The organism is Dactylosporangium roseum (assembly GCF_025264685.1).
Taxonomy (GTDB): domain Bacteria; phylum Actinomycetota; class Actinomycetes; order Mycobacteriales; family Micromonosporaceae; genus Dactylosporangium; species Dactylosporangium roseum.
This window is the reverse complement of record NZ_CP073721.1, coordinates 2,602,808-2,628,660: the sequence shown is the minus strand read 5'-3', so window position 1 is coordinate 2,628,660 and position 25,853 is coordinate 2,602,808. Positions and strand designations below refer to the sequence as shown.

Annotated in this window: 23 protein-coding genes and 2 riboswitches; of the genes, 12 read left to right on the top strand and 11 right to left on the bottom strand. The window is 73.2% G+C overall.

Translation table 11 applies throughout. The features are described 5' to 3' along the window. The first annotated feature begins 38 nt into the window (after window positions 1-38). The 6 genes from Drose_RS12895 (at window position 39) to Drose_RS12870 (ending at window position 5,164) form a co-directional block, all read left to right on the top strand. The gene (locus Drose_RS12895) at window positions 39-686 is read left to right on the top strand and encodes a PaaI family thioesterase (RefSeq protein ID WP_260728414.1); all 648 of its coding nucleotides are present in this window, start codon (window positions 39-41) and stop codon (window positions 684-686) included. Further along, window positions 683-1,558, top strand: a complete 876-nt coding sequence (locus Drose_RS12890) for an SDR family NAD(P)-dependent oxidoreductase (protein WP_260728413.1) — start codon at window positions 683-685, stop codon at window positions 1,556-1,558. Before Drose_RS12895 ends, Drose_RS12890 begins: the two co-directional genes overlap by 4 nt. After that, complete coding sequence (locus Drose_RS12885) at window positions 1,555-2,679, top strand: TIGR03617 family F420-dependent LLM class oxidoreductase (protein ID WP_260728412.1); 1,125 nt, start codon at window positions 1,555-1,557, stop codon at window positions 2,677-2,679. Before Drose_RS12890 ends, Drose_RS12885 begins: the two co-directional genes overlap by 4 nt. 142 nt (window positions 2,680-2,821) lie before the next feature. Next, complete coding sequence (locus Drose_RS12880) at window positions 2,822-3,718, top strand: LLM class F420-dependent oxidoreductase (protein ID WP_260728411.1); 897 nt, start codon at window positions 2,822-2,824, stop codon at window positions 3,716-3,718. 52 nt (window positions 3,719-3,770) lie between these two features. Further along, the gene (locus tag Drose_RS12875) at window positions 3,771-4,289 is read left to right on the top strand and encodes a nuclear transport factor 2 family protein (protein WP_260728410.1); all 519 of its coding nucleotides are present in this window, start codon (window positions 3,771-3,773) and stop codon (window positions 4,287-4,289) included. Window positions 4,290-4,294: 5 nt separating this feature from the next. Next, window positions 4,295-5,164, top strand: a complete 870-nt coding sequence (locus tag Drose_RS12870) for a TIGR03619 family F420-dependent LLM class oxidoreductase (protein WP_260728409.1) — start codon at window positions 4,295-4,297, stop codon at window positions 5,162-5,164. A 50-nt stretch (window positions 5,165-5,214) separates the two neighbouring features. On the opposite strand, the gene Drose_RS12865 is transcribed toward Drose_RS12870, so the two are convergent. The 3 genes from Drose_RS12865 to Drose_RS12855 are packed head-to-tail and all read right to left on the bottom strand — an operon-like array spanning window position 5,215 to window position 7,438. Beyond that, a complete protein-coding gene (locus tag Drose_RS12865; protein WP_260728408.1) occupies window positions 5,215-6,045 on the bottom strand; it encodes an SDR family NAD(P)-dependent oxidoreductase in 831 nt (276 codons plus the stop codon). Beyond that, window positions 6,042-6,518: a nuclear transport factor 2 family protein gene (locus Drose_RS12860; RefSeq protein ID WP_260728407.1), complete on the bottom strand. Its 477-nt coding sequence runs from the start codon at window positions 6,516-6,518 to the stop codon at window positions 6,042-6,044. Before Drose_RS12860 ends, Drose_RS12865 begins: the two co-directional genes overlap by 4 nt. After that, complete coding sequence (locus Drose_RS12855) at window positions 6,515-7,438, bottom strand: NAD-dependent epimerase/dehydratase family protein (RefSeq protein WP_260728406.1); 924 nt, start codon at window positions 7,436-7,438, stop codon at window positions 6,515-6,517. Before Drose_RS12855 ends, Drose_RS12860 begins: the two co-directional genes overlap by 4 nt. Window positions 7,439-7,995: 557 nt before the next feature. Between Drose_RS12855 and Drose_RS12850 the strand changes: the two genes are divergently transcribed. From Drose_RS12850 to Drose_RS12830, 5 genes are read left to right on the top strand one after another with little or no spacing between them, the layout of a single operon-like run. Continuing rightward, window positions 7,996-9,264: an ABC transporter substrate-binding protein gene (locus Drose_RS12850; RefSeq protein ID WP_260728405.1), complete on the top strand. Its 1,269-nt coding sequence runs from the start codon at window positions 7,996-7,998 to the stop codon at window positions 9,262-9,264. A gap of 39 nt (window positions 9,265-9,303) precedes the next feature. Further along, complete coding sequence (locus Drose_RS12845) at window positions 9,304-10,281, top strand: carbohydrate ABC transporter permease (protein ID WP_390891377.1); 978 nt, start codon at window positions 9,304-9,306, stop codon at window positions 10,279-10,281. Further along, the gene (locus Drose_RS12840) at window positions 10,278-11,180 is read left to right on the top strand and encodes a carbohydrate ABC transporter permease (protein WP_260728403.1); all 903 of its coding nucleotides are present in this window, start codon (window positions 10,278-10,280) and stop codon (window positions 11,178-11,180) included. The genes Drose_RS12845 and Drose_RS12840 overlap by 4 nt, the downstream gene beginning before the upstream one ends. Window positions 11,181-11,206: 26 nt before the next feature. Continuing rightward, the gene (locus tag Drose_RS12835; RefSeq protein WP_260728402.1) at window positions 11,207-12,613 is read left to right on the top strand and encodes a GH1 family beta-glucosidase; all 1,407 of its coding nucleotides are present in this window, start codon (window positions 11,207-11,209) and stop codon (window positions 12,611-12,613) included. Beyond that, complete coding sequence (locus Drose_RS12830; RefSeq protein WP_260728401.1) at window positions 12,610-16,620, top strand: glycoside hydrolase family 38 N-terminal domain-containing protein; 4,011 nt, start codon at window positions 12,610-12,612, stop codon at window positions 16,618-16,620. Before Drose_RS12835 ends, Drose_RS12830 begins: the two co-directional genes overlap by 4 nt. A gap of 175 nt (window positions 16,621-16,795) precedes the next feature. Here the strand turns inward: Drose_RS12830 and Drose_RS12825 are convergent, their stop codons facing one another. From Drose_RS12825 to Drose_RS12790, 8 genes are all read right to left on the bottom strand, one after another. Next, a complete protein-coding gene (locus Drose_RS12825; RefSeq protein WP_260728400.1) occupies window positions 16,796-17,368 on the bottom strand; it encodes a copper resistance CopC family protein in 573 nt (190 codons plus the stop codon). Continuing rightward, complete coding sequence (locus tag Drose_RS12820; protein WP_260728399.1) at window positions 17,353-18,306, bottom strand: ECF transporter S component; 954 nt, start codon at window positions 18,304-18,306, stop codon at window positions 17,353-17,355. The genes Drose_RS12825 and Drose_RS12820 overlap by 16 nt, the downstream gene beginning before the upstream one ends. Next, window positions 18,303-19,913 carry an ABC transporter ATP-binding protein gene (locus Drose_RS12815; protein ID WP_260728398.1) on the bottom strand — a complete coding sequence of 537 codons (1,611 nt, stop codon included), beginning with the start codon at window positions 19,911-19,913 and terminating at the stop codon, window positions 18,303-18,305. The genes Drose_RS12820 and Drose_RS12815 overlap by 4 nt, the downstream gene beginning before the upstream one ends. Next, window positions 19,910-21,010: a CbiQ family ECF transporter T component gene (locus tag Drose_RS12810; RefSeq protein WP_260728397.1), complete on the bottom strand. Its 1,101-nt coding sequence runs from the start codon at window positions 21,008-21,010 to the stop codon at window positions 19,910-19,912. The genes Drose_RS12815 and Drose_RS12810 overlap by 4 nt, the downstream gene beginning before the upstream one ends. Window positions 21,011-21,015: 5 nt before the next feature. Continuing rightward, a complete protein-coding gene (locus Drose_RS12805; protein ID WP_390891376.1) occupies window positions 21,016-21,870 on the bottom strand; it encodes a hypothetical protein in 855 nt (284 codons plus the stop codon). Beyond that, a complete protein-coding gene (locus tag Drose_RS12800; RefSeq protein ID WP_260728396.1) occupies window positions 21,867-23,246 on the bottom strand; it encodes a prenyltransferase/squalene oxidase repeat-containing protein in 1,380 nt (459 codons plus the stop codon). Before Drose_RS12800 ends, Drose_RS12805 begins: the two co-directional genes overlap by 4 nt. Before the next feature lie 89 nt (window positions 23,247-23,335). Further along, window positions 23,336-23,484: riboswitch (cobalamin riboswitch) on the bottom strand. Window positions 23,485-23,516: 32 nt separating this feature from the next. Further along, on the bottom strand, window positions 23,517-23,993 hold the full coding sequence (locus tag Drose_RS12795) for a hypothetical protein (protein WP_260728395.1): 477 nt from the start codon (window positions 23,991-23,993) through the stop codon (window positions 23,517-23,519). Window positions 23,994-24,019: 26 nt separating this feature from the next. Then, window positions 24,020-25,063 (bottom strand): prenyltransferase/squalene oxidase repeat-containing protein, encoded by a 1,044-nt coding sequence (locus tag Drose_RS12790; RefSeq protein WP_260728394.1) that lies wholly within the window; start codon window positions 25,061-25,063, stop codon window positions 24,020-24,022. A gap of 86 nt (window positions 25,064-25,149) precedes the next feature. Then, window positions 25,150-25,270, bottom strand: a riboswitch (cobalamin riboswitch). Window positions 25,271-25,558: 288 nt separating this feature from the next. Between Drose_RS12790 and Drose_RS12785 the strand changes: the two genes are divergently transcribed. Beyond that, window positions 25,559-25,771, top strand: a complete 213-nt coding sequence (locus Drose_RS12785) for a class I SAM-dependent methyltransferase (protein ID WP_260728393.1) — start codon at window positions 25,559-25,561, stop codon at window positions 25,769-25,771. Window positions 25,772-25,853: the final 82 nt, after the last annotated feature.

The window sequence follows — 25,853 nt, the reverse complement described above, 5'->3', positions numbered from 1 at the left end:
GCGCTTGGTTGACCTTACCGGCCAAAGGAGTCCACCCGGTGGAAGCCACCCTCGCCACGGCACAGCCCCGCGATTCCGGTATCGATGCGGTCGCCTCAGCCACCCGCCGGCTCGTCGACGCGATCACCCGCGCCGGCGCGGCCCTCGACGTCGACGCCGACCGGATCGTGGCCGACCTCGACGTGCTCACCGCCCGGATCGACGCCCATGCCCCGGACCTTGCCGAGCGGATCACGACGATGTGGCGTCAGCCCGGCCCGGGCCGTTTCGACCCCGCCGGCGGCACCGAGAACCCGCTGTCGCCGCCGGTGAGCCTCTGGGTCGAGCCGGACGGATCATTGCGCGGCGAGGTCACCCTGCGGCTGGCCTTTCAGGGACCCCCGGGGCACGTGCACGGCGGCACCTCGGCCATGCTCATGGACCACGCCCTCGGCGTTGCCAACGCCCGCGCCGGGTATGCCGCGGTGACGGTCGGGCTCGACGTCTCCTTCCACGCGGCGATCCCCATCGGCTCGACGATCACGATCCTGGCCCGGCACGACGGGCGCGACGGGCGCAAGGTGCGCAGCTCCGGCGAGCTGCGCGTCGGCGACCTGACGTGCGTCACGGCCAAGGGCACCTTCGTGCTCATCGACGACCCGTCGACGCGGGAGAAGTTCCGGCGGCCGTCGAGGGAGCAGGCGTGAGCACGACTGCTGACCCGGCCACCGCCTCGCCAGGTCCGCTCGCCGGCCGTGGTGCGCTCGTCATCGGCGGGGGCGGCGGCTTCGGCCGCGCCATCGCCGCCGCGCTCGCCACCGACGGCGCCGCCGTGACGATCATGGGGCGCACCGAGGCGACGCTGCGGGCGGCGGCCGCGACGATCGCCGCAGCCGCTCCCGGGGCGCTGCCCGTGCGGGTCAGCGTCGGCGACTCCGCCCTCGATCAGGATGTGGCCGCCGCGGTGCGCGTCGCCGACGAGACCCCGTTGGCAGCCGTCGTCACGACGGTCGGCGGCGGCACCTTCCGTCCCGTGCTCGCCCTCGACGCCGAGACCCTCGAGCACGACTTCCGGCGCAACGTCACAACGGCGCTGCATGCGATCAGGCACGGCGGACAGGCCCTGGCCGCGCGTGGTGGGGGTGCCATCGTGTGCACCTCGTCGAGCGCGGGCGGGCACTCCTTCCCGTTCATGCCGTCGTATTCGGTGAGCAAGGCCGCGCTCGAGGCCCTCGTGCGGGTCGCCGCCGACGAGCTCGGCCACCTCGCGGTGCGGGTCAACGTGGTGCGCCCCGGCATCGTGGCCACCGACGGGAAGAACCCGGGCCTGTTGCTGGCCGACCCCGAACTGGCCGCCGCGACCGTCGCCGAGAAGCCCCTCTCGCGGGTCGGGCGCGCCGAGGATGTCGCCGCCGCGGTCCGCTTCCTGTGCGGTCCCGAGTCCTCGTGGATCACCGGCGCGTGCGTGCCGGTCGAGGGCGGGGCGCACCTGCGCCGCGCGCCCCGGCTGGAGAAGCTCGCCCGGATCGTCAGTGGCGACGAGGTCGTCGACGCCGCTCTGGCCGGCCGTCTCCCATGACGCCGCAGGTACCCGCCACCCAGATGGAGCTGACCACGACGCTGCCGCCGACGACGGCGCTGCGCGAGGTGCCCGCGGTGGTGGCGCGCATTGAACGGCTCGGCTTCGACACCGTGCACGTCCCCGAGACGACGCACGACTCGTTGTCGGTCGCCCTGCTCGCGGCCGAGCACACCAGCCGGATCACCGTGCGTACCAGCATGACGCTGGCCTTCCCCCGCAGCCCGATGGTGACCGCGTACGCCGCGTGGGACCTCGCGCGGTTCTCCGAGGGGCGCTTCCAGCTCGGTCTGGCCACCCAGGTGCGCGGCAACATCGTCGGCCGCTTCTCGGTGCCGTGGGACCGGCCGGCCGTACACCTGCGTGACTACCTCGCCTCGATCCGGGCGATCTTCGCCGCGTTCGCCACGGGCGCGCCCCTGGAGCACGAGGGCAGCCACTACCGCTTCACCCGGCTCCAGCCGTACTTCAACCCCGGCCCGCTGTCCACCGCGGCCCCGGCGCTGTACACCGGCGGGGTCAACCGGCGTGTCTGTGAGGTGGCCGGCGAGCTCGCCGACGGCTTCGTCACCCACGCGACGAACTCGCACCCCAGCCACCTCCGCACGGTCGTGCTGCCCGGCCTCCGCGCCGGGGCCGAGCGGGCCGGACGCGCCGGCATCCCGCGGGTCGTCGTCATGTCCAAGTCGATCACCGGTCCGACGCAGGCCGCACTCGCCGCGAGCCGCGACTCCGCCCGCCAGGAGCTGGCGTTCCTCTTCTCGACCCCGGCATACCGCACGACCCTGGACCGGCTCGGCCTCGGCGAGGTCGGCGAACGGCTCGCCGAGATGGCCGCCTCCGGGCATTGGGCAGGACTCGCCGACACCCTCGACGACGAGACCCTGGCCACGCTCATCCCGCACGGCACCTATGCCGAGCTGGCGGACGTGCTCGAGCGGGCCTACGGCGGGCTCGCCGACGGGCTCGGGCTCGGGCTGCCGCTCGACCCGGGCGACGACGAGGACTTCGGCGCGCTGCTCGAACGCCTCCGCCTCATCCCGACGAGCGCCGCGACCGGCGACCCGCCCGCGACCGGCGACCCTACCGCTTCACCGCCCCGGCCATCGATCACCCACTAGCGCACCAGCCAGCGAACCTCGCGGTGGCACGCGGGTAGGCACCGATCCGCCCTGGGGGCGGGCCGGCTTCCCCCGCCCCCGCTCCGCAGGGGTTCCCGTCTCCTCCCCGGCCTGAAGGCCGGGAATCCACGGAAGGAACCTGATGACCGCACGCATCGGGCTGCTCACCCCGGTCGTCGTCCAGCACCCGCGCACCGCGGCCTCCTGGGAGCGGGACGTCCTGGCCGGCCCCGACGTCGGCGATGCGCTGCTGGCCATCGCCCGCACCGCCGACGACCTGGGCTACCACCATCTCACGTGCAGCGAGCACGTCGCCGTGCCCACCCGGATCGCCGTCGAGCGGGGCGGGACGTACTTCGACCCCGTGGCCACGCTGTCGTTCCTCGCCTCGGCGACGCGCCGCGTCCGGCTCGCGACGAACGTCGTCGTCATCGGCTACCACCACCCGTTGGCCCTCGCCAAGACCTACGGCACCCTCGACCTGCTCAGCGGCGGCCGGGTCATCCTCGGGGTCGGGGTCGGCAGCCTCGAGGAGGAGTTCGACCTGCTCGGCGCCGAGTTCGCCGAGCGCGGCGCGGTCGCGGACGAGGCGATCGCGGCCCTGCGCGCCGCATGGGGCAGGGCCGTGCCGCACCACGAGGGGCCCCGGTTCACGTTCACCGACTTCGTCGTCGAACCGCATGCGCCGCGCACCGCCGTGCCGCTGTGGTTCGGTGGGCGCACCCGCCGCTCGCTGCGCCGCGCCGTGGCGCACGGCACCGGGTGGGCGCCGTTCGGCCTCGGGCCGCAAGAGCTGACCCGCCTGTGGACCTCCGTGGAGCGCCCGGACGACTTCGACCTCGTGCTGCAGGTCCCGCCGCTGGACCCGCTCGGGGACCCGGACGGCTCCCGCGAGCACCTCCGCGCGGCCGATGCCGTCGGGGCGACCGCGGTCAACGCGAGCCTTGCGGCCACCTCGGCGGCCCACCACCTCGAGCAGATGGCCGCGCTGCGCGAGCTCACCCCGGAACGCTTCGAGACGAACGCGACCACGAGCTGACCGGCCCCGAGCCGGATCGACCCGCGTGAAGCCCGATCGAAAGGAATCCACCATGACCGACTCGCAGCCCGACCGGCTCGGTCGGCTCGAGGCACGCCTTGAGCAGACCGAGCGGCGCCTCGCCGCCGCCGAGGACCAGCTCGCCCTGTGGCGGATCGTCGCCGGCTACGGCCCCGCCGTGGACAGCGGCTCGGCCGAGATCACCGCCGAGATGTGGACCGAAGAGGGCGTGTACGACACCTACCCGGTCGTGCTCAACGGCCGCGACGCGCTGCGCGGCATGGTGAACGGTGAGCGGCACCAGGCTCTGATCCACTCCGGCGCCGCTCACCTCATGGGCCTGCCGCACATCGTCGTCGACGGCGACCGGGCGGTCGTGACGAACTACTCGCAGCTCGTGCTCAACGCTCCCGACCAGAACGGCTACCGGATCTGGCGCACCGGCTCCAACCGGTGGGAGTTCATCCGCACCGACGAGGGCTGGAAGGTGACCCACCGCTGGAACCGCCAGCTCGACGGCACCGACGAGGGCCGCGACATCCTCGCCCGCGCCGTCGACCCCGAGGCCTGAGCGTCATGCGCATCGGCCTCGGCTCCCCGGTCCTGGCCGACTCCGGGCCCCGTCCCGCGTGGGAGGCCGAGGCCGGGGTCGCCGAGCTGCGGGAGGTCTTCACGACCGCCGACCGGCTCGGGTTCGCGTTCTTCACCTGCCCGGAGCACGTCAGCGTGTCACCGGGGTTGGCCCGGGGTGAACGCTTCTACGACCCGGTCGCGACGTTCTCCTACCTCGCGGCGATCACGGAGCGGATCCGCTTCCTGCCGTACGTGCTCGTGCTCGGGCTGCACCATCCGCTCGAGCTGGCCAAGCGGTACGGCACCCTCGACCACCTCAGCGGGGGGCGGGTCATCCTCGGCGTGGGCGTCGGCAACCTCGAGGAGGAGTTCGCGCTGCTCGCTCGCCCCTTCGCCGACCGCGGACCACGGGCGGACGACGCCCTGCGGGCTCTGCGGGCGTCGCTGTCGGTGCGGCTCGCGACCTACCACGGGGAGTACTACGACTTCACCGAGCAGGTCATCAGCCCGCACGCGGTCCAGGAGAAGGTCCCGATCTGGGTCGGTGGTCACAGCAAACGAGCGCTGCGTCGCGCGGTCACCCTGGCCGACGGGTGGGCACCGGCCCCGGTGACGTACCGCGGTCCGGACCTGCTGACCCTGCCGCGGATGCTCGCCGAGCACGACCTGCCGGAGGGGTTCGACGTCGTCATCACGCCTCCGGCGCGTCTCGACCCGATCGGCCGCCCGGAGGCCGCGCTCGACCTCGTCGGCCGGATCGGCGAGGCGGGGGCCACCGCGGTCAACCTCGTCGTGCGGCACCGCGAGCTGGCTGAGTACCTCGACCAGCTCGCGGCGGCGGCCGAGCTCTTCGGCCTCGACCGCCGCGACTGAGCACGGCCCGGTGCGCCCGGACTCCCACGTGGGTCCGGGCGCACCCACGATCAGGCCTCGTTGGGCATGTTCGACCAGCCCTTGCGGTCGACCCGCGCGTACCAGCCCGAGGCGGCCAGGGTCCCTCCGTCGACGGGGATCGTGTGCCCGGTGACGAAGCGGGCGTCGTCACTGGCGAGGAACTCGACGACGGCGGCGTAGTCGTCGGGCTCGCCGAAGCGTCCGACGGGTATCCACGTGCGGATGAGCGCCGGGTCACGTCCGCGCAGCATCGCCGCGGCCGGTGTCTGCGGCGTGTCGGCGAGGTCGGGCGCGATCGCGTTGACCCGCACCCCGTGCCCGGCGACCTCCACAGCGAGGCTCTTGGTGAAGGCGCTGACCCCGGCGTTGTAGGCGGAGTACGGGGCGCACGCCGGGATACCCCGGAAGGCCTCGACGGTCGAGTTGTTGACGATGGCACCACGGCCTCGCTCGACCATGCCGGGCAGCAGCGCATGGGTCATCGCGAGCACGTGCCACAGGTTGATCTCGTAGAGCGCCTGCCACTGCTGCGGGGTCGAGTGCAGGAAGGTCTTGGCGGCCGGACGGAAGTCGCCGACGTTGTTGACGAGCACGTCGACCCGCCCCGAGTCGAGGGCCGAAGCGGCGGCGACCGCGGCGGCGATACCGTCAGCGGTGCGCACGTCGGCGAGGACGACCTCGACCTCGCCGCCGGCGCCGCGGACGTCGGCGGCGGTGTCGGCGGCGGCCTCCCCGTCGATGTCGACGAGGACGACGTGGGCACCCGCGGCGGCGAGACGGCGAGAGATGCCGCCGCCGATCCCGCGGGCACCGCCGGTGACGACCGCGATCTGGTCCTCGAGCCTGCGGGTGGCGCTCATCTGCCGGTTCCTTCCTCGTCGGCCCTGGTCACGGAGACACGGTGGCGTTCGATCCAGTTGATGGTCACCGCACGACGCGCGAAGGCCCATCCCTCGTCGGTGCGCTCGTACTCGTCGTCGTAGTGCAGGAACCAGACGAGGTCCGCGGGCCCTTCGCGACCGGGCAGCAGGTGGTGGGCCGTGCCGCGGACCCGGCCACGCGCCCCGGTCGACGTCGGCAGGTAGCGCGCCCCGGCCACGACGTGGGTCGTCGCCAGGGTGTCGGCGAGTGCCCCGAGCGCGGCCACGACAGCGGGCCGGCCGACGTGGGACACGTGGGGGGCGAGGTGGGCCGGCGGCTCGGGGACGACGAGGACGCCGTCCGGGACGAAGAGCGCGCCGACCGTGGCTGCGTCACGGTCGTCGGCGGCCGCGGCATACGTCTCGGAGAGTGCGCGCAGCGCGGTGAGGTCGGCCGCGGCGAGGCTGGTCACGCCGCGGGAGCGGTCGCCGCGCGCACGACCTGGACCAGTTCGGCGACGGCACGCTCGCAGTCACCCCGGGTGTAGCCGAGCAGTGCGGTCTCGGCCGGATCCGGTTCGTAGGCAAGGACGTTCCCGCGTCCCTGGACGATCATCGAGTCGGGCATGAAGGGGTGCGGCTCGTCGAGCTCGGCGATGGTGCGGTTGCCCCCGGCCGCGTCGACGAGCAACTGGAAGAACTGCGCGAACGTGAGGTTGGCGTCACCGATGAGGTACGCCGCGCCCGCCGCGCCGCGGTCGAGCGCGCCGCCGATCGCCTCGGCCAGGGACCGGACCGACATGTAGTTCGTGCCGCCGGCCGGTGCGTGGTCGGGGATCCGCGGCTCGTCGCCGGCGGCCCAGGACACCATGCGGCGGTAGCGCTTGGCCGTGATGCCGGGGATGGCACCGATGATCGAGGGCGGGTTGAGCGTGCAGACCGTGAAGGAGTCGTCGGCCAGCGCCCGGGCTCCCTCGTCGGCGGCGCGGCGGGCGGCGACGTAGGCGCTGGAGTCGGCCAGAGCGGGTCGCAGGTGGTGGTAGTAGCTGCCGACCTGGACGAAGCGGGAGACACCCGCGCTCTTGGCGAGCGCGGCGAAGGCCGGCACCCCCACGCTCTGGGTCTCCCTCCAGAACTGCGTCTCGTCGACGTCGCGGGGGAGGTGGCGCACGTCCTGCCCCGCGGCGAAGACGACCGCGTCGAAGGGGGCCAGGTCCTCCCGGGTGAAGGTCTGGCGGGTGTAGTCCCCGCGGAGGACGGGCAGGCCGGCGACGGGCGAGTCCGCATCGACCGCCCCGCGGGCGGCGACGGTGACGTCATCTCCCCGATCCCGCAGGTAGAGGGCGGTGTGGGCCCCGATCATGCCGGTTCCACCGACCACGAGCACCTTCATCGAGAGGTCTCCTTGCGTAGTGAAGCGACGCCCCGGCGCGAACCAGGGGAGCCAGCACGACTTCGGAGTGTACCAAGCAAGCGATAGGTTGACTCCCGGGCCGGCGGGCTTTGGCGTGGCGTCGACAGCCGGCGACCTCCGACGCCGAAGTGCGGGCGCTCGAGCGACAGCCGCCCGGGTCTCCGACGGACTTGGCCTCGAAATGCCACACCGCAATTGGCGACCAATTAGAACTTTTTCCAAAATTCGGTCTTTACAGGACCAAGGTGGCGGGCCTAGAGTCTCCGGCAGATGGAACCGCTCCCATGCGGTGACGCACCTCATGGGCGGTGCTGCCACCACGGCGAAGGCCGGGTGCACTGCGCTTGACCGCATTGCACGGAGCCTGCGCCGCGTAGCGCTGCGGCGTCGCGTCCGCGCCGGTCGACCGGGTCGGCGACGCGCTCGTCGCGCGGCGATGCCCTGGCACCCTCGTCCGATTCCGCCAGCGACCAGGACATCGTCCGCGCCCCTGCCGGACACCCGTAGCACGCACCCGACATCCGAAGGAAACCGTGATGCCCAGCCGCAGGCCCAAGGCGCTCACCGCGCTGATGCTGAGCTGCCTGGCGCTCGTCGGCGCGACGGCCGGCGCATGCGGTTCCGCCCGGCCGGGCGAGACACGACTCGTGGTCGAGATCTTCGGCGACCTGGGATACCGCGACCTCTACACCAGATACGAGCAGAGCCATCCCGGGATCAAGATCGTCGAACACATCGTCTCGTACGACGACCACCACAAGAATCTCCAGGCGCACCTGCTGGGGGGTTCGGGAACCGGCGACATCGAGGCCGTCGACGGCGGCTACATGGCGCAGTTCAAAGTCATGGCGGACAGGTTCGTCGACTTCAGGGACCACGGCGCCGACCCCGACCAGTGGCTGGCATGGAAGTCGCAGCAGGCGACCGGCGCCGACGGCAGGCTGATGGGACTGGGAGCCGACGTCGGCGGCCTGGCGATGTGCTACCGCAGGGATCTGTTCGCGCAGGCGGGCTTGCCCACCGAGCGTGACGAGGTGGCCGCGCTGTGGCCCGACTGGCAGTCCTACATCGCGACCGGCAAGCGCTTCAAGGCCACCGCACCCGACGGCGTGGCCTGGTTCGACTCGGGTTCCAACGTCTTCAACGCCATCATCGGCCAGGCGCCGGTCGGCTACACCGAGCCCGGCAACAAGGTCGTCGTGGCGGACAATCCCGCCGTCAAGGAGGCGTTCGACCTCGCGGTCGAGGCCGTGCAGGCCGGCGAGTCGGCGAGGCTGGCGACGTTCAGCCAGCAGTGGAACGCCGGATTTCAGCGGGGATCGTTCGCGACCGTGGCATGCCCGGCGTGGATGACCGACACCATCAAGCAGAACGCGCCCCAGACCAGTGGCAAGTGGGACATCGCCACGATCCCCGGCGGCAGCGGCAACTGGGGCGGCTCGTTCCTGACGGTGCCGAAGCAGAGCAGGCACCAGAAGCAGGCCGCCGAACTCGCCATGTTCCTGACCGCGCCCGAGCAGGCGAGCTGGATCTTCCGCACCCAGGGGCACCTGCCCAGCCAGGCCGCCCTCTACGACGACCCGGCCGTGCTCGGCCACACCAGCCCGTTCTTCAACAACGCACCGACCGGCCAGATCTTCACCCGGGCGGCGAAGGACCTGCGGCCGCAGTACCAAGGCCCCAAGGACGGAGACATCGGACCGCTGATCGGCCTGGGGATCAACCGGGTCGACAACGGCAGGCAGCGCCCCGAGCAGGCGTGGCGCCAGGTGCTGAAAGACGTCGCGAATGCCACCGACCCGTAGCCGTCCAGCCGGCAGATCCCGAGGGAAACAACGAGACTGATGGCAGCCTTCACACCTCCGTCGGTGTCGCGCAAGCGGCGGAACACCACATGGACGACGGCGCGGCAGCCGTCCCGCCTGCGCCACAGATTCGACGTGAGCGGCACGCCGTATCTCTACATCGCACCGTTCTTCCTCGTGTTCGCGGTGTTCGGGCTGTTCCCGCTCCTCTACACCGGCTGGATGGCCCTCACCCGGTGGAACCGCGACCTACCCGGCAGCAACCACACGTTCGTGGGGCTGGGCAACTTCGCCCGGCTCAGCCACGACGACTACTTCTGGAACGCGCTGCTCAACACCGCCGCGATCGGCGTGCTGGGCACCGTGCCGCAGCTCTTGCTCGCGATGTGGTTCGCCCACCTGCTGCATCGCCGGATGCGCGCCCGCACGCTGCTGCGGATGGGCGTCCTGCTGCCCAACATCACCTCGGTGGCCGCCGTCGGACTGATCTTCGCCCAGCTCTTCGGGCGTGACCTCGGCCTGATCAACTGGGTGCTCAGCCTGGTCGGCCTGGGCAAGGTCGACTGGCAGGCGGGCACCTGGCAATCGTGGCTGGCCCTGGCCGTCATCCTGACCTGGCGGTGGACCGGCTACAACGCCCTGATCTACCTCGCCGCGCTGCAGGCGGTGCCCGACGACCTCTACGAGGCGGCGGACCTCGACGGCGCCGGGCAGCTCCAGAAGTTCCGGAGCATCACCGTCCCGGCGCTGCGGCCCACCATCATCTTCACCGTCATCATGTCGACCATCGGCACCATCCAACTGTTCACCGAGCCGCTCATGTTCAACCCCGGCCAGAGCCCGACCGGCGGCGACTCCCGCCAGTTCCAGACCCTCGCCATGTACGTCTACGAACAGTTCTGGACCCACGGCAAGTACTCCTACGGGGCCACGGTCTCCTGGGCCATGTTCATGATCATCGTGCTGGCGGTCGGCGCGAACTACCTGCTGTCCCGACGCATCCGGAGCTCCACATGACGTTCATACCGGTCTCCCGTGCCATCCCCCGCGAGCCCCTGGGCGGCCGCCGCGTCCGGGGGCGGTCCGCGGCACCGGGACAGCGCCGCGCCGGGACGAGGACCTACGTGCTGCTGGGACTCATCGCCGCGGTGTCGGCCTTCCCGCTGTACTGGTCGCTGGTCGCGGCGTCCAACGACAACTCCGCGGCCGGGAGCTGGCCGCCCAGGCTGCTGCCCGGCGGCCACCTGTGGGCCAACCTGCAGCAGGCGTACTCGCAGGCGAACTTCGGCCTCGCCCTGCTCAACTCGATAATCGTGGCGACCGTGGTCACGGTCTCCGTGGTGCTCACCAGCACGCTGGCCGGTTTCGCGTTCGCGAAGCTGCGCTTCCGCGGCGGCAACGCCCTCCTCGGGCTCCTCCTCGTGACGATGATGGTGCCGGCCCAGCTCGGCATCATCCCGCTGTACATCATGATGTCGCAGTGGCTGGGCTGGACCGGACACCTACAGGCCGTCATCGTCCCGGCGGCCACGTCCGCGTTCGGCGTCTTCCTGATGCGCCAGTACCTGTCCGAGGCGCTGCCGGACGCGTTGCTGGAGGCCGGCCGGATGGACGGGTGCTCGACGCACCGGCTGTACTGGCACGTCGTGCTGCCGGCGGCGCGACCCGTCGCCGCGGTGCTCGCGCTGTTCACCTTCATGAACGCCTGGAACGACTTCTTCTGGCCCCTGCTGGCACTGGGCCAGAGCAACCCGACCGCTCAGGTCGCGCTGTCCACACTGGCCGGTGGCTACTACATGGACTACTCGCTGGTGCTCGCCGGAACTCTGATCAGTACGGCGCCGGTGCTGCTGGTGTTCGCCGTCCTCGGCAAGCAGATCATCGGCGGGATCATGCAGGGCGCGGTGAAGGCATGACCGGCCCGGAGCGAAGCGGAGGGCCCATGATCGGCACCGCGCCGTTCCCGCCCGGGTTCCTGTGGGGGGCCTCGACGTCCGCCTACCAGATCGAAGGGGCCGTCGCCGCCGACGGGCGCGGCGCCTCCATCTGGGACACGTTCGCGGGCGTCCCGGGCCGCGTCCACAACGGCGACACCGGCGACGTCGCCGCCGACCACTATCACCGATGGCGCGAGGACGTGGCGTTGATGGCGCGGCTCGGGCTGTCCGCCTACCGCTTCTCGGTCGCCTGGCCCCGCGTCCAGCCGGATGGACACGGCCGGGTCAACCGCAAGGGCCTGGACTTCTACGACAGGCTCGTCGACGAACTGCGCGGCAACGGCATCACCCCGGTCGCCACGCTCTACCACTGGGACCTTCCCCAGGCGTTGCAGGACGACGGCGGATGGGGCAGCCGTGACACCGCACAGCGGTTCGCGGAATACGCCGCGGTGACCGCCGGCGCGCTCGGCGATCGCGTGAACGTGTGGACCACCCTGAACGAACCGTGGTGCTCGGCGTTCCTCGGGCACGCCTCCGGCGAACACGCACCGGGCGACACCGACCCGGCGCTGGCCCTGCGCGCGGCCCATCACCTGCTGCTGGCCCACGGGCTGGGAGCGCAGGCCCTGCGCGCGGTGCTGCCGGCGGCGGCGAAGACGTCGCTCACCCTCAACTTCGCCCAGGTCCGTGGGGCCGACACCGGCCGGGCCACCGCCGATGCGGTGCGCCGGGTGGACGGGCTGGCCAACCGGCTGTTCACCGAACCGGTCCTGCGCGGTCGCTACCCCGCCGACGTGCGGGCGGACACCGCCGGCCTGACCGACTGGTCGTTCGTCCGCGCCGAGGATCTCGCCGTCATCGCCACCCCGATCGACCTGCTCGGGATCAACTACTACGGGCCGACGCTCGTCGCCGCCCGCCGCGAGCCCGCCGCCGGTGCGGCTTCGCCGTGGCCGGCGTGCGAGTCGGTCGAGTTCCGCGACCCGGGGTTGCCGACCACCGCCATGGGCTGGCCGATTGACGGCGAAAGCCTCTACGAGCTGCTCATCCGGCTGCACCGCGACTACCCCGGGACACCGCTCGTCATCACCGAGAACGGTGCCGCGTTCCACGACACCGTCGACCCGGCCGGCCGGGTCCATGACGCCGGGCGGGTGGCCTACCTGCGCCAGCACCTCGCCGCCTGCCGCCGGGCGATCGCACACGGCGCGGACCTGCGCGGCTACTTCGTATGGTCGCTCCTGGACAACTTCGAGTGGGCGTACGGGTACAGCCGCAGGTTCGGCATCGTCCACGTCGACTACCCGACCGGCACCCGCACCCCGAAGGACAGCGCACACTGGTACAGCGCGGTCATGGCACGCCACGCACTGCCCGTGGCCGAGCAGGGGGACACGGCGACATCGTGAACACCGCGGCGCCCGAAGGGCTCTGGACCGTCTGGCTCATCCCGCACTTCCACTACGACCCCGTGTGGTGGAACACCCAGTCCGCGTACACCCAGACGTGGGATCAGCCGCAGGCCGCCGACGCGGCCGCGGCGCGCTTCGCCTGGCCCGGCCACAGCGCGTTCAGCCTGGTCAAGGCGCACCTGGCGAAGCTGCGCGACGACCCGCAATACCACGTGGTCCTCGCCGAGGTCGACTACCTCAAGCCGTACTGGGACACGTATCCCGAGGACCGCGCACTCATCCGCCGGCTGATCGCGGACGGCCGCCTGGAGTTGGTCGGCGGCACGTACAACGAACCCAACACCAACCTCACCGGCATCGAGACGACCATCCGCAACGCCGTCCACGGCGTCGGCTTCCAGCGGCACGTCATCGGAGGAGTCCCGGCCACCGCCTGGCAGTTGGACGTGTTCGGCCACGATCCGCAGTTCGCACAGGTGATGTCCGGCGCCGGGCTGACCTCGATCGCCTTCGCCCGTGGCCCCTACCACCAGTGGGGGCCCATGCTGACGAGCTGGAACATCCGCGAGCACCGCAAACCGTTCGCGCCGGTCCAGTTTCCCACCGAGTTCGAGTGGGTGTCGCCCAGCGGCGACGGCCTGCTCACCCACTACATGGCCGCGCACTACTCGGCCGGCTTCAGCCTCGACGCCGCCCAGGACCCGCAGACCGCGGCGGCGGAACTGCACGAGCTGTTCGCCGTGCTCCGGCCGGCCGCCGCGACCCGCAACGTCATGGTCCCGCTGGGCAGTGACTTCAGCCCTCCCATGCGATGGGTCACCGAGCTGCGCGCGGCCTGGGACGAGCGATACCCGCAGGTGCGTCTCCGGTACGGCCTGCCGCGCGACTTCTTCGCCGCCGTCCGCGCCGACCTCGCCGCGAGGGGCGTGCGCCCCACGCCGCAGACCCGCGACATGAACCCGATCTACACCGGCAAGGACGTCACCGCGATCGACACCAAGCAGGCTCACCGCCTGGTGGAGACGCTGCTGCTGGACGCCGAGAAGTGGGCCACCTTCGCCGCGCTGCACGGCGCGGCCTACCCGGCCGCGGCCGTCGACAAGGCATGGCGGCTGCTGCTGTTCGGCGCACACCACGACGCGGTCACCGGCACCCAGTCCGACCAGGTCTATCTCGACCTGCTCGCCGGCTGGCGCGAAGCCCACGACCTGGCCGCCGAGGTCGACCGATCGGCCCGCCGGCATCTGGCCCAGCACGTCGACACCCGCGGGGAGGGCACCGCGGTCGTCGTGTTCAACCCGTTGGCGCACACCCGGACGGACATCGTCAGCCTGGCGGTCGAGCTCGGCGAGGCCGCCGGTGTCACGCTCACCGACGACAGCGGAGCCCCGGTCCCGTTCCTCGCCGAGACCTGCGCGCACGCATCCGACGGGCAGCCCGGCCGGGCGCTGCTGCGGTGGGTCGCGCGCGATGTGCCGTCGCTGGGCTACCGCACCTATCGCCTGCTGCCCGGCGCCGCGGAGCCGTCGGCGTCCGCGTGGCAGCCGGTCGAGGCGACGAGCATCGCCAACGACCGCTACCGGCTTCGTGCGGATCCCGCGCGGGGTGGCGCGCTGACCGAGATCACCGACCTCGCCTCCGGCCGGGACATCCTTCCGCGGGGCCGGGTCGGCAACGAACTGGTCTGCGTCGCCGAACACCGCGATCATCCCGAGTCCGGCGAAGGGCCGTGGCACCTGCTCCCCCACGCCGTCGCCTGGCGCAGCGCGGACACCGCGGCCGGCGTCACCGTCGAACGCTGCCCGATCGGCGAGCGCATCACAGCGACGGCAGAAGTCGACGGTTGTCGTTACACGCAGCACACGACGGTATGGCACGGCATCAGCCGGATCGACTTCGCCACGAGCATCGACGGGTTCGCCGGCACCGACCGGCTCCTGCGGGTGCGCATACCCTGCGACGTGCCCGGCGGCATGCCGGTCAGCGAGACCGCGGCCGCCGTCATCGGCCGCGGCTACGCCCTGCTCGACGCGGACGCGGCGGAGCATCCCCGGACCCTGGACAACACGGCGCATCGGTGGTTCGGGCTCGGCGCGGCGCTGACCGTCCACCTGCATGATCCGCGGCAGCGCGCCGAGCGTTCCCGAGCGGTGTCGATCGCCGAGATCGTTGTCCCCGACGGCGATCAGGGCCTGCCCTCGACCCGGCGGCTCGCCGTCGGACTGGCGAGAGCGGGTGTCACCGCCACCGTGACGACCGCGGCGGGCAACCGGTACGGCGCGCTGGACACCGACTCCAATCTCCCCGACTGCCGCGTCGCGGTCGGCACCCCGCAGCGCAACGGCTTCGTCGCCGAACTGCTCGACCGGGCGCCGGCGCGGTTCGGCGCCGAACTGGCCGCGCAACTCGCGGCCACCGGCACGGCCCGCCTGTGGATCCCGGCCGAGCAGCCGATCGGCGAGGTGTGGCGGCCGGGCGCCGACGTACGCTCGACCCGGGACCTGCCCGTCCTGCTGATCGCCGGCAGCGACGCGCGGGCCGAGCGGCGCGCCGTCGGCGACGTCCTCGACGACGTCGCCGACGCGAACCTGCACGTCACGCAGCCGTTGGCGCTGCACCGCGACGAACCAACCGTCGACGACTACACCGTCGCACTCCTCAACCGCGGCACCCCCGGTTTCGCGGTCGAGTCCGACGGCACGCTGAACCTGTCACTGACCCGCGCGTGCACCGGCTGGCCCACCGGAACCGCGATCGACTTCCCGGATCGCAACGCACCGGGCGGGCGGAGCTTCCAGCACCACACCAGCAGGCGCTTTGACTACCACCTGGTGAGCGGCCCCGGTGGATGGCGCACCGCCGGGTTCACCGCCGCAGGGCAGTCTGTCAACCATCCGCTCGCCGCCGCCGTCGTGCCGGCCACCGCCGGGCCACTGCCGGCAACCGGATCCCTGCTGAGCGTCGAGCCCGCCGAGAACTTCGTCGTCACCGCGGTCAAACCGCGGGGGGAACCGCTCGCCACCGGCGCGACGACAACCGCCGACCCGTGTGACAGCCTGATCGTCCGCGGCTACGAACCCCACGGCCACGCCGGCGGGGTCGCGATCCGCCTCGCCGGCGGCATCACCTCGGCCGTGGCCGCCGACCTGCTCGACCGCCCCGGCGCGCCGCTCGAGCACGACGGCCGGCAGGTGTCCTTCGACGTCGAGGGATACGGCATCAGGTCGCTCGCCCTGGCACCGGCTCGCGTCGAGCGGGGCCGAACGGCGCTCGTGGCGGACACCGAACCGGTGCGGCCCGTGTTCACCCGCTACTGGCTGCACAACTGCGGCCCCGCGCCCATGGGCAACCTGCCGGTCACCGTCACCCTCCGCCCGGACGACGACGAGCCGCGAAGGGACGGCACCACAGCCGTCGTGCGGCTCCGCGCTCAGATCGCCTGCGCCGGCGCCGACCCGGGCTACGACGGGAACCTGCTCGTCAGCGCGCCGGAGGGGTGGATCGCGGAACCGCGGTCGGCATCCGTGACCGTCACCGCGGAAGGCCACCTCAGCGTGCCCGTCACCGTCACGATTCCCGACGCCGCCGCACCCGGTCGGTACGCGGTCGCGGCGAGCATCAGCCATCAGGGTCAGAACCTGGAGGACGTCCTCATCGTGCCGGTCGGCCGGCCCGCGCCGGAGCCGCTGCTGCGTGCTCGCAGCGAGGACCGGCAGCTCACGCTGGCGCCCGGGACGCGAAGCCGCGTGCGCGTGCGGGTGGCCCACACCCTCCGTACCCCGGTGCACGGGCACGTCCAGCTCATCACCCCGCACCACATCTGGCCGCTGACGAGCAGCCCGATCCGGGGCTTCAGCCTCGCACCCGGGGCCGCGTCGAGCGTCGAGTTCCCCGTCGCCGTCCCGGCCGCGACGCCACCCGGGGAGTTCTGGGCCCAACCCAAGATCTGTGCCTTCGGACACATCACGTACGCCGAACCCGTTCGCATCGTCGTCCGGCCCTGACCGTCCGGCGGGTTCGGCGCCGCCCCGGCATCGACTCGGCTCGCTGGTCGGCGACCGGGATCTGCTCGGCCAGCAGCGCCCGGACGGTGGCGGCGTCCGTCGGCACCCCCTGGCCGCGCAACCGCTCCGCGATCCGGACAGCGAGTTGTCCGGGCCGGGCCCAGTACCTCGGGCATCACCCGCTGGTGCTCCGCCTGCGCCACCACACGGCGCCACCGGCCAGCGCCAGCACCACCGCGACGCCGCCCAGGACAGCCCAGAGCAGCCCGTTCGACCCGGCCTCCCCGGACGCCTGGTCGGCGACGACAGCCTGAGCGCTCGAGGCCACCGCGGCCGGAGCGCTGGTGGCCGGGACGGCGCCGGTCGGGGCGGGTGCGGCGTTGGTGAAGGTGAACTGGCCCTCGATCGGGTGCCCGTCCCCGGAGACGGTGCGCCAGGCCACCTTCACCGCGCCGGACGGGAGCGGCTTCACCGCCTGGGTCAACGTCTTGTCGACCGACTTCGGCGTGCCGTCGCTGTAGGAGACGCCGTCCGCACCGGTCACCACGACCGTGCTGAACTGCTGCTTCACCATCTCGTTGAAGGTGAAGGTCACCGCCGTCAGCGGCGTGGTCACCGTGGCGCCGTTGGCCGGGTCGCTGTTGACCAGCCTGGCGTGGGCTGATGCCGGCTGTGCCGGGGCGAGCAGCACGAGCATGGCCGCGGCGACAGCGGCCAGCATCGCGCGGATGGTCACAGGCAGTCGCATGGCTTCATCCTGAACCTTCCACCACGACCGATGGGACACCGGGTGGTGCCGGAAAGTCGACGGGAACTCCGCGCGGGTCCGCGACGACTATCTGCTGTCGTGTCCCCGTGCCGGCATGAAGGATGCCCAGGGGTGAGCGGGTCGGCGAACGTGACCGGGGCGTCGAACGCGGCTCTGCGGGACGCCCGGCGCAGGGTGGCGAGCACGGCGGCACCGAGCACGGCGACGGCGGCGGCGTTGGTGACGGCCCGGCCGGTGTCCCAGCCGAGGGACGACGTGGTAGCGGTGAAGAGCACGAACCGGTGCAGGTTGTCCAGCAGCGGCGCACCGGCGACGTAGGACAGCGGGGTGTCGGCGGCGGGGCTGAACGGCCAGAACCACATGTTCATGCAGAAGCCGTAGGCGTAGGCGCTGACGGCCGCGTAGCCGGCGAGCATACCGACCTCGGCCCGACCGCCGACGCGGCCGGGCAGCAGCCCGGCGCCGAGGCCGACCCAGGACGCGGCGAGCATCTGGAACGGCAACCACGGCCCGACGCCGGCGGTCAGCAGGGCGGAGGCGAACAGCGAGGTGGAGCCGAGCAGGAATCCGAAGCCCGGGCCGAACACCCGTCCGGCGAGGACGAGCAGGAAGAACACGGTTTCGATGCCGGCGGTCCCGGCGCCGAGCGGCCGGAGGGCGGCGTTGATCGCGGAGAGGACACCGAGCATCGCCACCGCCCTGGTGTCGAGGCCACCACCGCTGAGCTCGGCGATCATGACACCCACGAGGACGGGCAGGAGCACGACGAAGATCAGTGGTGCCGCATCGGTACGGGCGATCGCCTCGGGCCGCGCGGGCACGAACAGTGGCCAGAAGAACGCGGCGAGCCCGGCGAGCGAGGCGAGCGCCAGCACCACGGCGCTGCGCGGGGCGACCCGGACGGCGTGCCGGCTCACCGGAGTGCCTCGGCGACGTCAGCGACGGTGAGCCACGGCTGCGGGTGGAGGATCTTCGCGACCTGCGGGGCGAAGGTGGGCGAGGCGACGACGATGTCGGCGGTCGGCCCGTCGGCCACGATCTCGCCCTGGGCCATGACAACGACGCGGTCGGCGAGCGCGGCGACCAGCTCGACGTCGTGGGTGGCCACGACGATCGCGGTGCCGCTGCGGGCGAGATCGCGGACGATGCCCGTGAAGCGGTGCTTGGCGCTGTAGTCGAGGCCGCGGGTCGGCTCGTCGAGCAGCAGCACCGGCGGGGCCGCGGTGAGCTGGACGGCCAGGACGAGGGCGAGGCGCTGGCCCTCGGACAGGTCGCGCGGGTGGCGGTCGCCGGGGACGTCCGGGGCGAGCCGGTCGAGCAGCACGCGGCAGCTACCGCCGGCCGCACCGGCCTCGCGGTCGGCGGCGGCGCACTCGGCGTCGACGGTCTCGAGATAGAGCAGGTCGGCGGGGGTCTGCGGAACGAGGCCGACCCGCCGCCGGGCGTCGGCCGGCGGCAGCCTGCCGGGATCGGCGCCGCCGGCGGCGACCGTGCCCCGGTGGCGGGGCCCTGCGCCCTGCAGTGCCCACAGCAGGGACGACTTGCCGGAGCCGTTGCGGCCCATGAGTGCCACGACCGTGCCCGCGTGCAGGTCCAGGTCGACCCCGGCCACGGCGACGTGGCGGCCGTACCGCACGGCCAGGTCCCGCGCCCGTAGCCGCACCTCGGCATCGGAGGCGCCGGTGTCGCCGGCGCGGGCCGGTGGGGTCCGGCCGGTGAGCCGGTCGCGCAGCGGTCCGGCACGGCGGCGGGCGTCACGGACGGACAGCGGCAGGGGCTCCCAGCCGGCGAGGCGCCCGAGCTCGACGATCGGCGGCGCGACCGCGGTGCCGGCGAGGACCCGCGCGGGCGGGCCGTCGGTGACGGTGCCGTCGCCGGGCAGGTACAGCAGCCGGTCGGCGTAGTGGGCGACCCGTTCGAGGCGGTGCTCGGCGATGAGGACGGTGATGCCGAGGTCGTGCACGAGGCGGGTGATCGCGGCCAGGACGTCCTCGGCGGCGCTCGGGTCGAGCGCGGACGTGGGCTCGTCGAGCACGACGACCCGCGGATGTGCGGTGAGGACGGCGCCGATCGCGACGCGTTGCTGCTGGCCGCCGGACAGGGTACGCAGCGGACGGTGCCGCAGGTCGGCGATGCCGAGCAGGTCGAGGGTCTCCTCGACGCGTTTGCGCATCACCGCGGCGGGGACGGCGAGCTGCTCCATGCCGTACGCGAGTTCCTCCTCGACGGTGTCGGTGACGAACCCGTGCAGCGGGTCCTGGCCGACGACACCGACGACGTCGGCGAGCTCCCGCGGCGGGTGCGTGCGGGTGTCGCGGCCGTCGACGGTGACGCGGCCGGTGAGGGTACCGCCGGTGAAGTGCGGCACGAGGCCGTTGACCGCGCGGAGCAGGGTGGACTTGCCGGTGCCGGTGCTGCCGGCGACGAGGCACAGCTCCCCCTCCCCGACGGTCAGGGTGACGTCGCGGATGGCCGGCCGCGCGGCGTCGGCATAGGTGACACCGACCCGGTCGAACTCGATCACACGGCCCCCTCGGTGATGTCTGACGTCGACGGTACGGGCGGCGGGCTGAGCCAGGCGGGCGCGGCGGCGAGCACGATCGCGACCGCCGGCAGCAGGCCGAGCCGCGGCCAGGTGAGCGGGCTCAACGACGGGTACAGGTCGGCCGGGTCGACGGCGGCGGTGGTGAACAGCAGGGCTCCGGCTCCGGCACCGCACAGGACGGTCAGGGTCTCGGCCGGTCGCCACGGGTCGGGCCGGTATCGGCTGCGCCGGACCCGCCGACCGCCGAGCAGCATCCCGGCCACGGCGGCCAGGGCACCGGCGGCGAGGACCGGCAGGCCGAGCGTCCGTGGTGTGGTGGCGTCGAGCAGCCCGTACACGCCGACGCAGACACCGAGCAGTCCGGCGACGACGAGCGCTCCGGTGGCCAGGCGCACCGGCCGGGGCGTAGTGCCGGCCCGGGCGTAACCTCGGGAGTCCATGGCGGCGGCGAGGGCCAGCGACCGGTCCAGCGCGTCGGCGAGGACGGGCAGCAGGATCGCCCGCAGCGCCCGCACGCCTCTGCCCGCGCCACCTCGCAGCCGCCGGGCGCGCCGCACCCGCAGGACGCTCTCGGCCAACTGCGGTGCGACCGACAGGGCCACCACCACCGCGGTCCCGGCCTCGTACAGGGCGGCGGGGACGAGCTTCAGCAGCCGCTTCGGGTTGGCCAGGGCATTGGCGGCGCCGAGGCAGACGAGCATCGCGGCGAGCCGCAGCCCGTCGTAGAGGCCGCCGAGGAGCTCTTCGGCGGCGACCGGTCCGAACAGCCGGATGCCGGCGGCCCACTCCGGCAGCGGGATCTGCGGCAGCGTGATCAGCACGTGGGTGCCGCCACCGCCGCCGAAGACCGTCCGGAACAGCAGCCGGCTCGCGACGATCAGCGCGCCGAGGACGAGATAGAGGCGGAACGCCAGGGCCCAGGGCGCGTCGCCGCGACGGCGGGCCACCACGTACCCGGCGGCGGCGACGATCAGCGCCAGCACGATCGGGTTGGTGGTGCGGCTGGCGGCGGTGGCCAGCCCGAGCGCCCACAGCCACCAGGCGCCCGGGTGCAGCACGCGGGGCAGATCGTCCACGCCGGTCAGGCGTCCCCGGCCGGTGGGCGTCGGCGCCGCCGGGCAGTGATGCCGCCGGCCGCCACCAGCAGTACGAGCAGGCCGGCACCGGCGAGCGTCCCGGCCGGTACACCGGCGTCGGTCTGCTCGGCGGCGTCCACCGCCGGCGTGGAGCCGTGGGCCTGTGCCGTGGTCGGCGGACCCGAGGAGCCCGGCACGGTGGCGGACGGCGCCGCGGTGGACGGTACGGCGGTGCCGCTCGCGACCGGCGCGGCGGTGGTGGCCGCCGGTGCCGGTGCGCCGGCGGCCGGGCCGGTGGTCGTGCCGGGCACGGCAGGTCCGGGCTGGTTCGGCTGTCCCCCGCCGGCCGGCGGGGCGGACGGTGGTGGTGCGGGCCGGGCCGGTGCGACACCGGGTCTCGGGGCGGTGCCCCCGGTGTGGTTCTTCGAGAACGACCAGCCCTCGAAGGTGCCCTGCGGTGGGGTGCGGTTCTTGACGCCCTTGTCGCTGTAGGTCCATGAGCCGCCGTCGGGGGCGTGCCAGTACGACCAGTAGGCCGAGGCCGGCGGGGTGTCGACGCACGGTTCGGTGGCCGCGGCCGGTTTCCCGTTGATCCGGCAGATGAACGCCTCGCCCCACCGGTTGGTCCCCGCTACGGTGAACCCGGCGTTCTTGAGCGCGGCGAGGCCGGTGTCCTGCGCGCCGGGGGCGCAGCGGACGACGATCCCGCCACCGAGATCGTTGTAGTCGACGACGACCGTCACGCCGGTGCTGTCCGGGCAGTAGCCGGCCGACCCGGCGGCGTGCGCGGGGACGGGCACGGCGACGCCGGTGGTCACCACCAGCGTCGCGGTCACGATCCCGGCCAGGCGGACCTTCACGGCGACCGCCGGCGGCGGGTCACCAGCAGCAGCACCGCACCCGCCGTGACAAGTGCCACCGCGACCGCGACCATCCGCATGATCGGCTGGCCGGTGACGGGCAGGCGCCCGCCCGGTGCGGTGCTCGACGACGTGCTCGGCGCAACCGATGCGCCGCCCGGCGCCGAACCGCTTGCCGAAGCGCTCGCCGAGGCCGGCGAAGAGGCGGAAGCCGACGCCGATGCGGACGGTGGCGCGGAAGCGCCGGCCGAGGCCGACGCGGACGGTGGCGTGGACGGAGACCTGCCCAACTCGCCGAGGGGCACCTGGGCGAGCGTGAGCAGTGCCTGGGCGGTCGCCCGGCGCCACCGGTCGCGGCGCATGTCGTCGATCGCGCCCTCGGCGAAGTCGGCCTGTTCGTAGGCCAGCGCGCCGCTGTCGGTGCCGCTGGTCAGTTGCAGCGCGGCGACCCAGGCGGCGGCCTTGTCGGCCTCGGCGGTGTACCCGGCGGCGGCGAGCGCCTGCCCGGCCAGTCCGGTGCTGTTGCTGTTCGGTCCGGCGGGCAGGTTCGGGTCGGGCCGCTGCGGCCCGTTGACGAACGACCCGTCGGCGCCCTGCCGGGCCTTCAGCCAGGCCGCGCCCTTCGCCGCCGCGGCCGCGGCGCCAGTGGTGTCGCCGGCGGCGAGGAGGGCCTGGACCGCCATGCCGGTGGAGTCCACATCGGACGAATCGTCGGCGGCGCACGAGGCACCGGCCGGGTCGGGGTTGAGCCGAAAGCCGCCGGCCGGGCACTGCTGCTTGATGAGGTACGTGACGACGTCCTGCGGCACGCCGCCGCTGCGGACCAGGCCGAGGACGGCGAGGGACTGGTCGAAGGTGTTGCTGGCGTCGCCGCCGTACACCTCCGGGGTGGTGTCTCGCACCCGGCCCCGGTGCGGGCCGCTCGTCGCGATCAGGCGGCGGGTCATCGCGTCGAGGTCGAGGCCGCCGAACGCCTTCGGGTCACGGCCGGTGCTGACCGCGGCGACGAGGAGCTTCGCGGTGGAGCCCGCGTCGACGATGCGGTCGTCGTCACCGTCACCGTCGTAGTCGATCTCGTAGTAGCTGAACGTCGCCGCCTTCGCGGCGATCGCGTCGGTGACGGTTGCGGCTGTGGCCGCGCTGACGCCGGTGGCCTCCAGCGCCAGCAGCACGTCGATGGTCAGCCCGATGTCGGGCATGCCGAAGTTGGTCAGCACTCCGCCCTCGACCTGGGAGGTCAGCCACGTCGCGGCGTTCCGGCCGGCGGTGACCTGGGCAGGGCTCGGTGCGGCGAGCGCGGTCGTCGCGGCGGCGATGCCGGTGACGGCGGTCGCGGCCAGCACGGCGACGGTGCCGCGGTGCGTGCGCAGACGCATTGGGGTGCCTTTCGACAGCGGTCGGCAAAGCTCCCCCGGCACCGGCTCGCCGGCACGTGGGGCCTCGCCCTGTGAACCTCGACAGTGGGAAGCCGCTCACTGCCCGGGCGGGCATTCCGGCTCGCCACCTGCGGTGGCTTACGGCTGCGGGTCAGCGCCGGTCTTCCACCGGCTTCCCCCGCCCGGGAGCGTATGCAGTTGTGGGTGGTGCCGCGTCACCGTAGCGAAGATGCTCCATGGTCGCCAGGTGAGCCACGGCACCACCGATGGTCAGGGTGCCGTGATCGACGGGGCCTGACCGGAGCCGAACCGCCAGCCCTCGACCGTGCCCGGTGCCGGGTTGTACGACGAGGCGCCGAGGGTGCCGTACGTCCAGGCGCCGCCGGGGGTGGCGTGCCAGTACGACCAGTACGCCGAGGCCGGCGGGGTGTTGACGCACGGCTCGGTCGCCGCGGTCGGCCGGCCGTCGATCCGGCATACGAACGCCAGGCCCCACCGCTGCGTGCCCGTGACGGTGAACCCGGCACCGGTCAGTGCGGCCAGCCCCGTCGGCGGGTCGCCGAGCTGACAGCCGACCACGACCCCGCCGCCGAGCGGACCGAAGTCGACCACGACGGTCACCCCGGCGCCGGGCGCGCAGGCGGCGGCGTGCGCGGCGCGGGGTGCGGGCTCCGCCAGGACGAGGGCGCCGGCGAGGGCGAACGCTGCCGCGAGGGCGGCGGCCCACCGTCGGAGTGCGGACGTCATGCGGACTCCTTCCAGATGTGGGGTGCTCATGGGCACGCCAGGACGGGCGCGGCGGGCCGGGACCCGGCCGCGGTAAGGGTGGCCAGGCCGGCACCGGTGAGCCCGGGAACGGCCTGGGCGGTGGCCCGGACCGCGGTCGACGGGTCGAACCCGGCCGGGCTGTAGGCGATACCGCCCCGCTGGGCGGCCGGACCGGCGCAGCGGACCTGCAGGCTGAGCAGGAAGCCCCGCGCCTTCAGCCACGCGACGGGACGGCCCGCGACGCGCAGTGCCTGCGCGGCCAGGCCAGTGCTGTTGGCGTTGGGCACGCCGGCGCTGTCGGTGAACGACCCGTCGCCGGACTGCACGGACGACAGCCAGGTCACGGCCGCGGCGGCGGCGTCGGGCCGCCCGACCGCCAGCAGCGCCTGCACGACCAGGGCGGTCGCGTCGACGTCGCTCACGCAGGTGGGCTGATCGAAGGAGAGCGGGAAGCCGCCGTCGGCGCACCGGGCCCCGGCCAGGTAGGTCGCGCCGGTGGCCGGCGCGCCGGCCGGGGTGCGGTCCAGGGTGAGCAGGGCGAACGACTGGGTGAACGCGTTGCTGTAGTCGCCGAACGCGGACCGGTCGGAGAACCGGCCGGACGGGGCCTGGAGCCCGCGCAGCCGGCCGATCAGGTCGACACCGCCGAATGCGGCCGGGTCGCCGCCCCGGACCTGCACGGCGAGCGCGAGTTTGGCCGTCGCCCCGGCGTACGCCTCGGTGCCGTCGCCGATGTAGCCGGTCAGGATCTCCGGCCGCGCGAGCCAGGTCATCGCCTTGCCGGCATTGGCGCCGGCGACCTTCGCGGCGGCGAACGCGAAGACCGCGTCGACGGTGAGACCCTGGTCGGGGTAGGCGACGCCGTCGAAGACGACCTCGAACCGTTCGCCGTCGACGAGTTGGCGGGCCAGCCATCCGGCGGCGGCATCGGCTGGGTCGACAGTGGGTGGGGAACCGGCAGCGGCGGGCGCGGCGGCCATGGTGGACAGTGCGAACGCGGCGAGCACCCCGGCGAACAGGGTGCGGACGCGGTGCCGGCGGACAGCCATCGGGCGGTGCCTCTCCGGCCCCGGCAGTCGAGAGAAACCGGGCGTGCCCGGCGACTCCGACCCGTGGGCCACGACGGGTTGGGAGGTGCGATCCACGCGTGTCGACAGGTATTCGGGCTTGCGACGAGCGGGCTGCTCGTCGCCTACCGTTGCGGGCCAGCGCCGGACTTCGACCGGACTTCCCCCATCAACATGCGGCTATGAAGTTGTGACGCCCAGTGTGTCGACGGTCCGGTGCGACGTCAATACCGCCGCTCGGCATGTGGCGATCACGACACGCGGCCACGACCGGCAAGATCATGGCCCTGCCGCACGGCTGAGCCGGCCGCCGGACGGCCCGCTGGACGCGGCACTTCGCGGCGCGGCCGACCACGTGCCTGTCGCGCGGGGACTGACACTGGGCGGACGACCTGACGCAGACCCCGTTCATGCCGCTCGATCCCATGATCATGGAGTCGCCCGGGCCGGAACACGCCGCCGCGTGATGATGGGACCATGATGGACGAGATTCTGGCTGACCAGGTCGGTTACTATCGGCGCCGGGCGAACGAGTATGACGCGACGGCGTACGGGGATGTCGCGGCGGCTCGTGAACGCATCGCGCGGCTGGTCGCGCAGATGCGTCCGAGCGGACGGGTGTTGGAGATCGCCTGCGGAACCGGCCTGTGGACAGAGGCGCTCGTGGGCGTGGCCCGTCCGCGCCGGTGACGGTCATCGCGGACAGCACGGCCGTGCGGGAGCGGGATTCGGCGCCGCAGCCGCATGGGGGACGGCCCCGCCAACCGGCGCG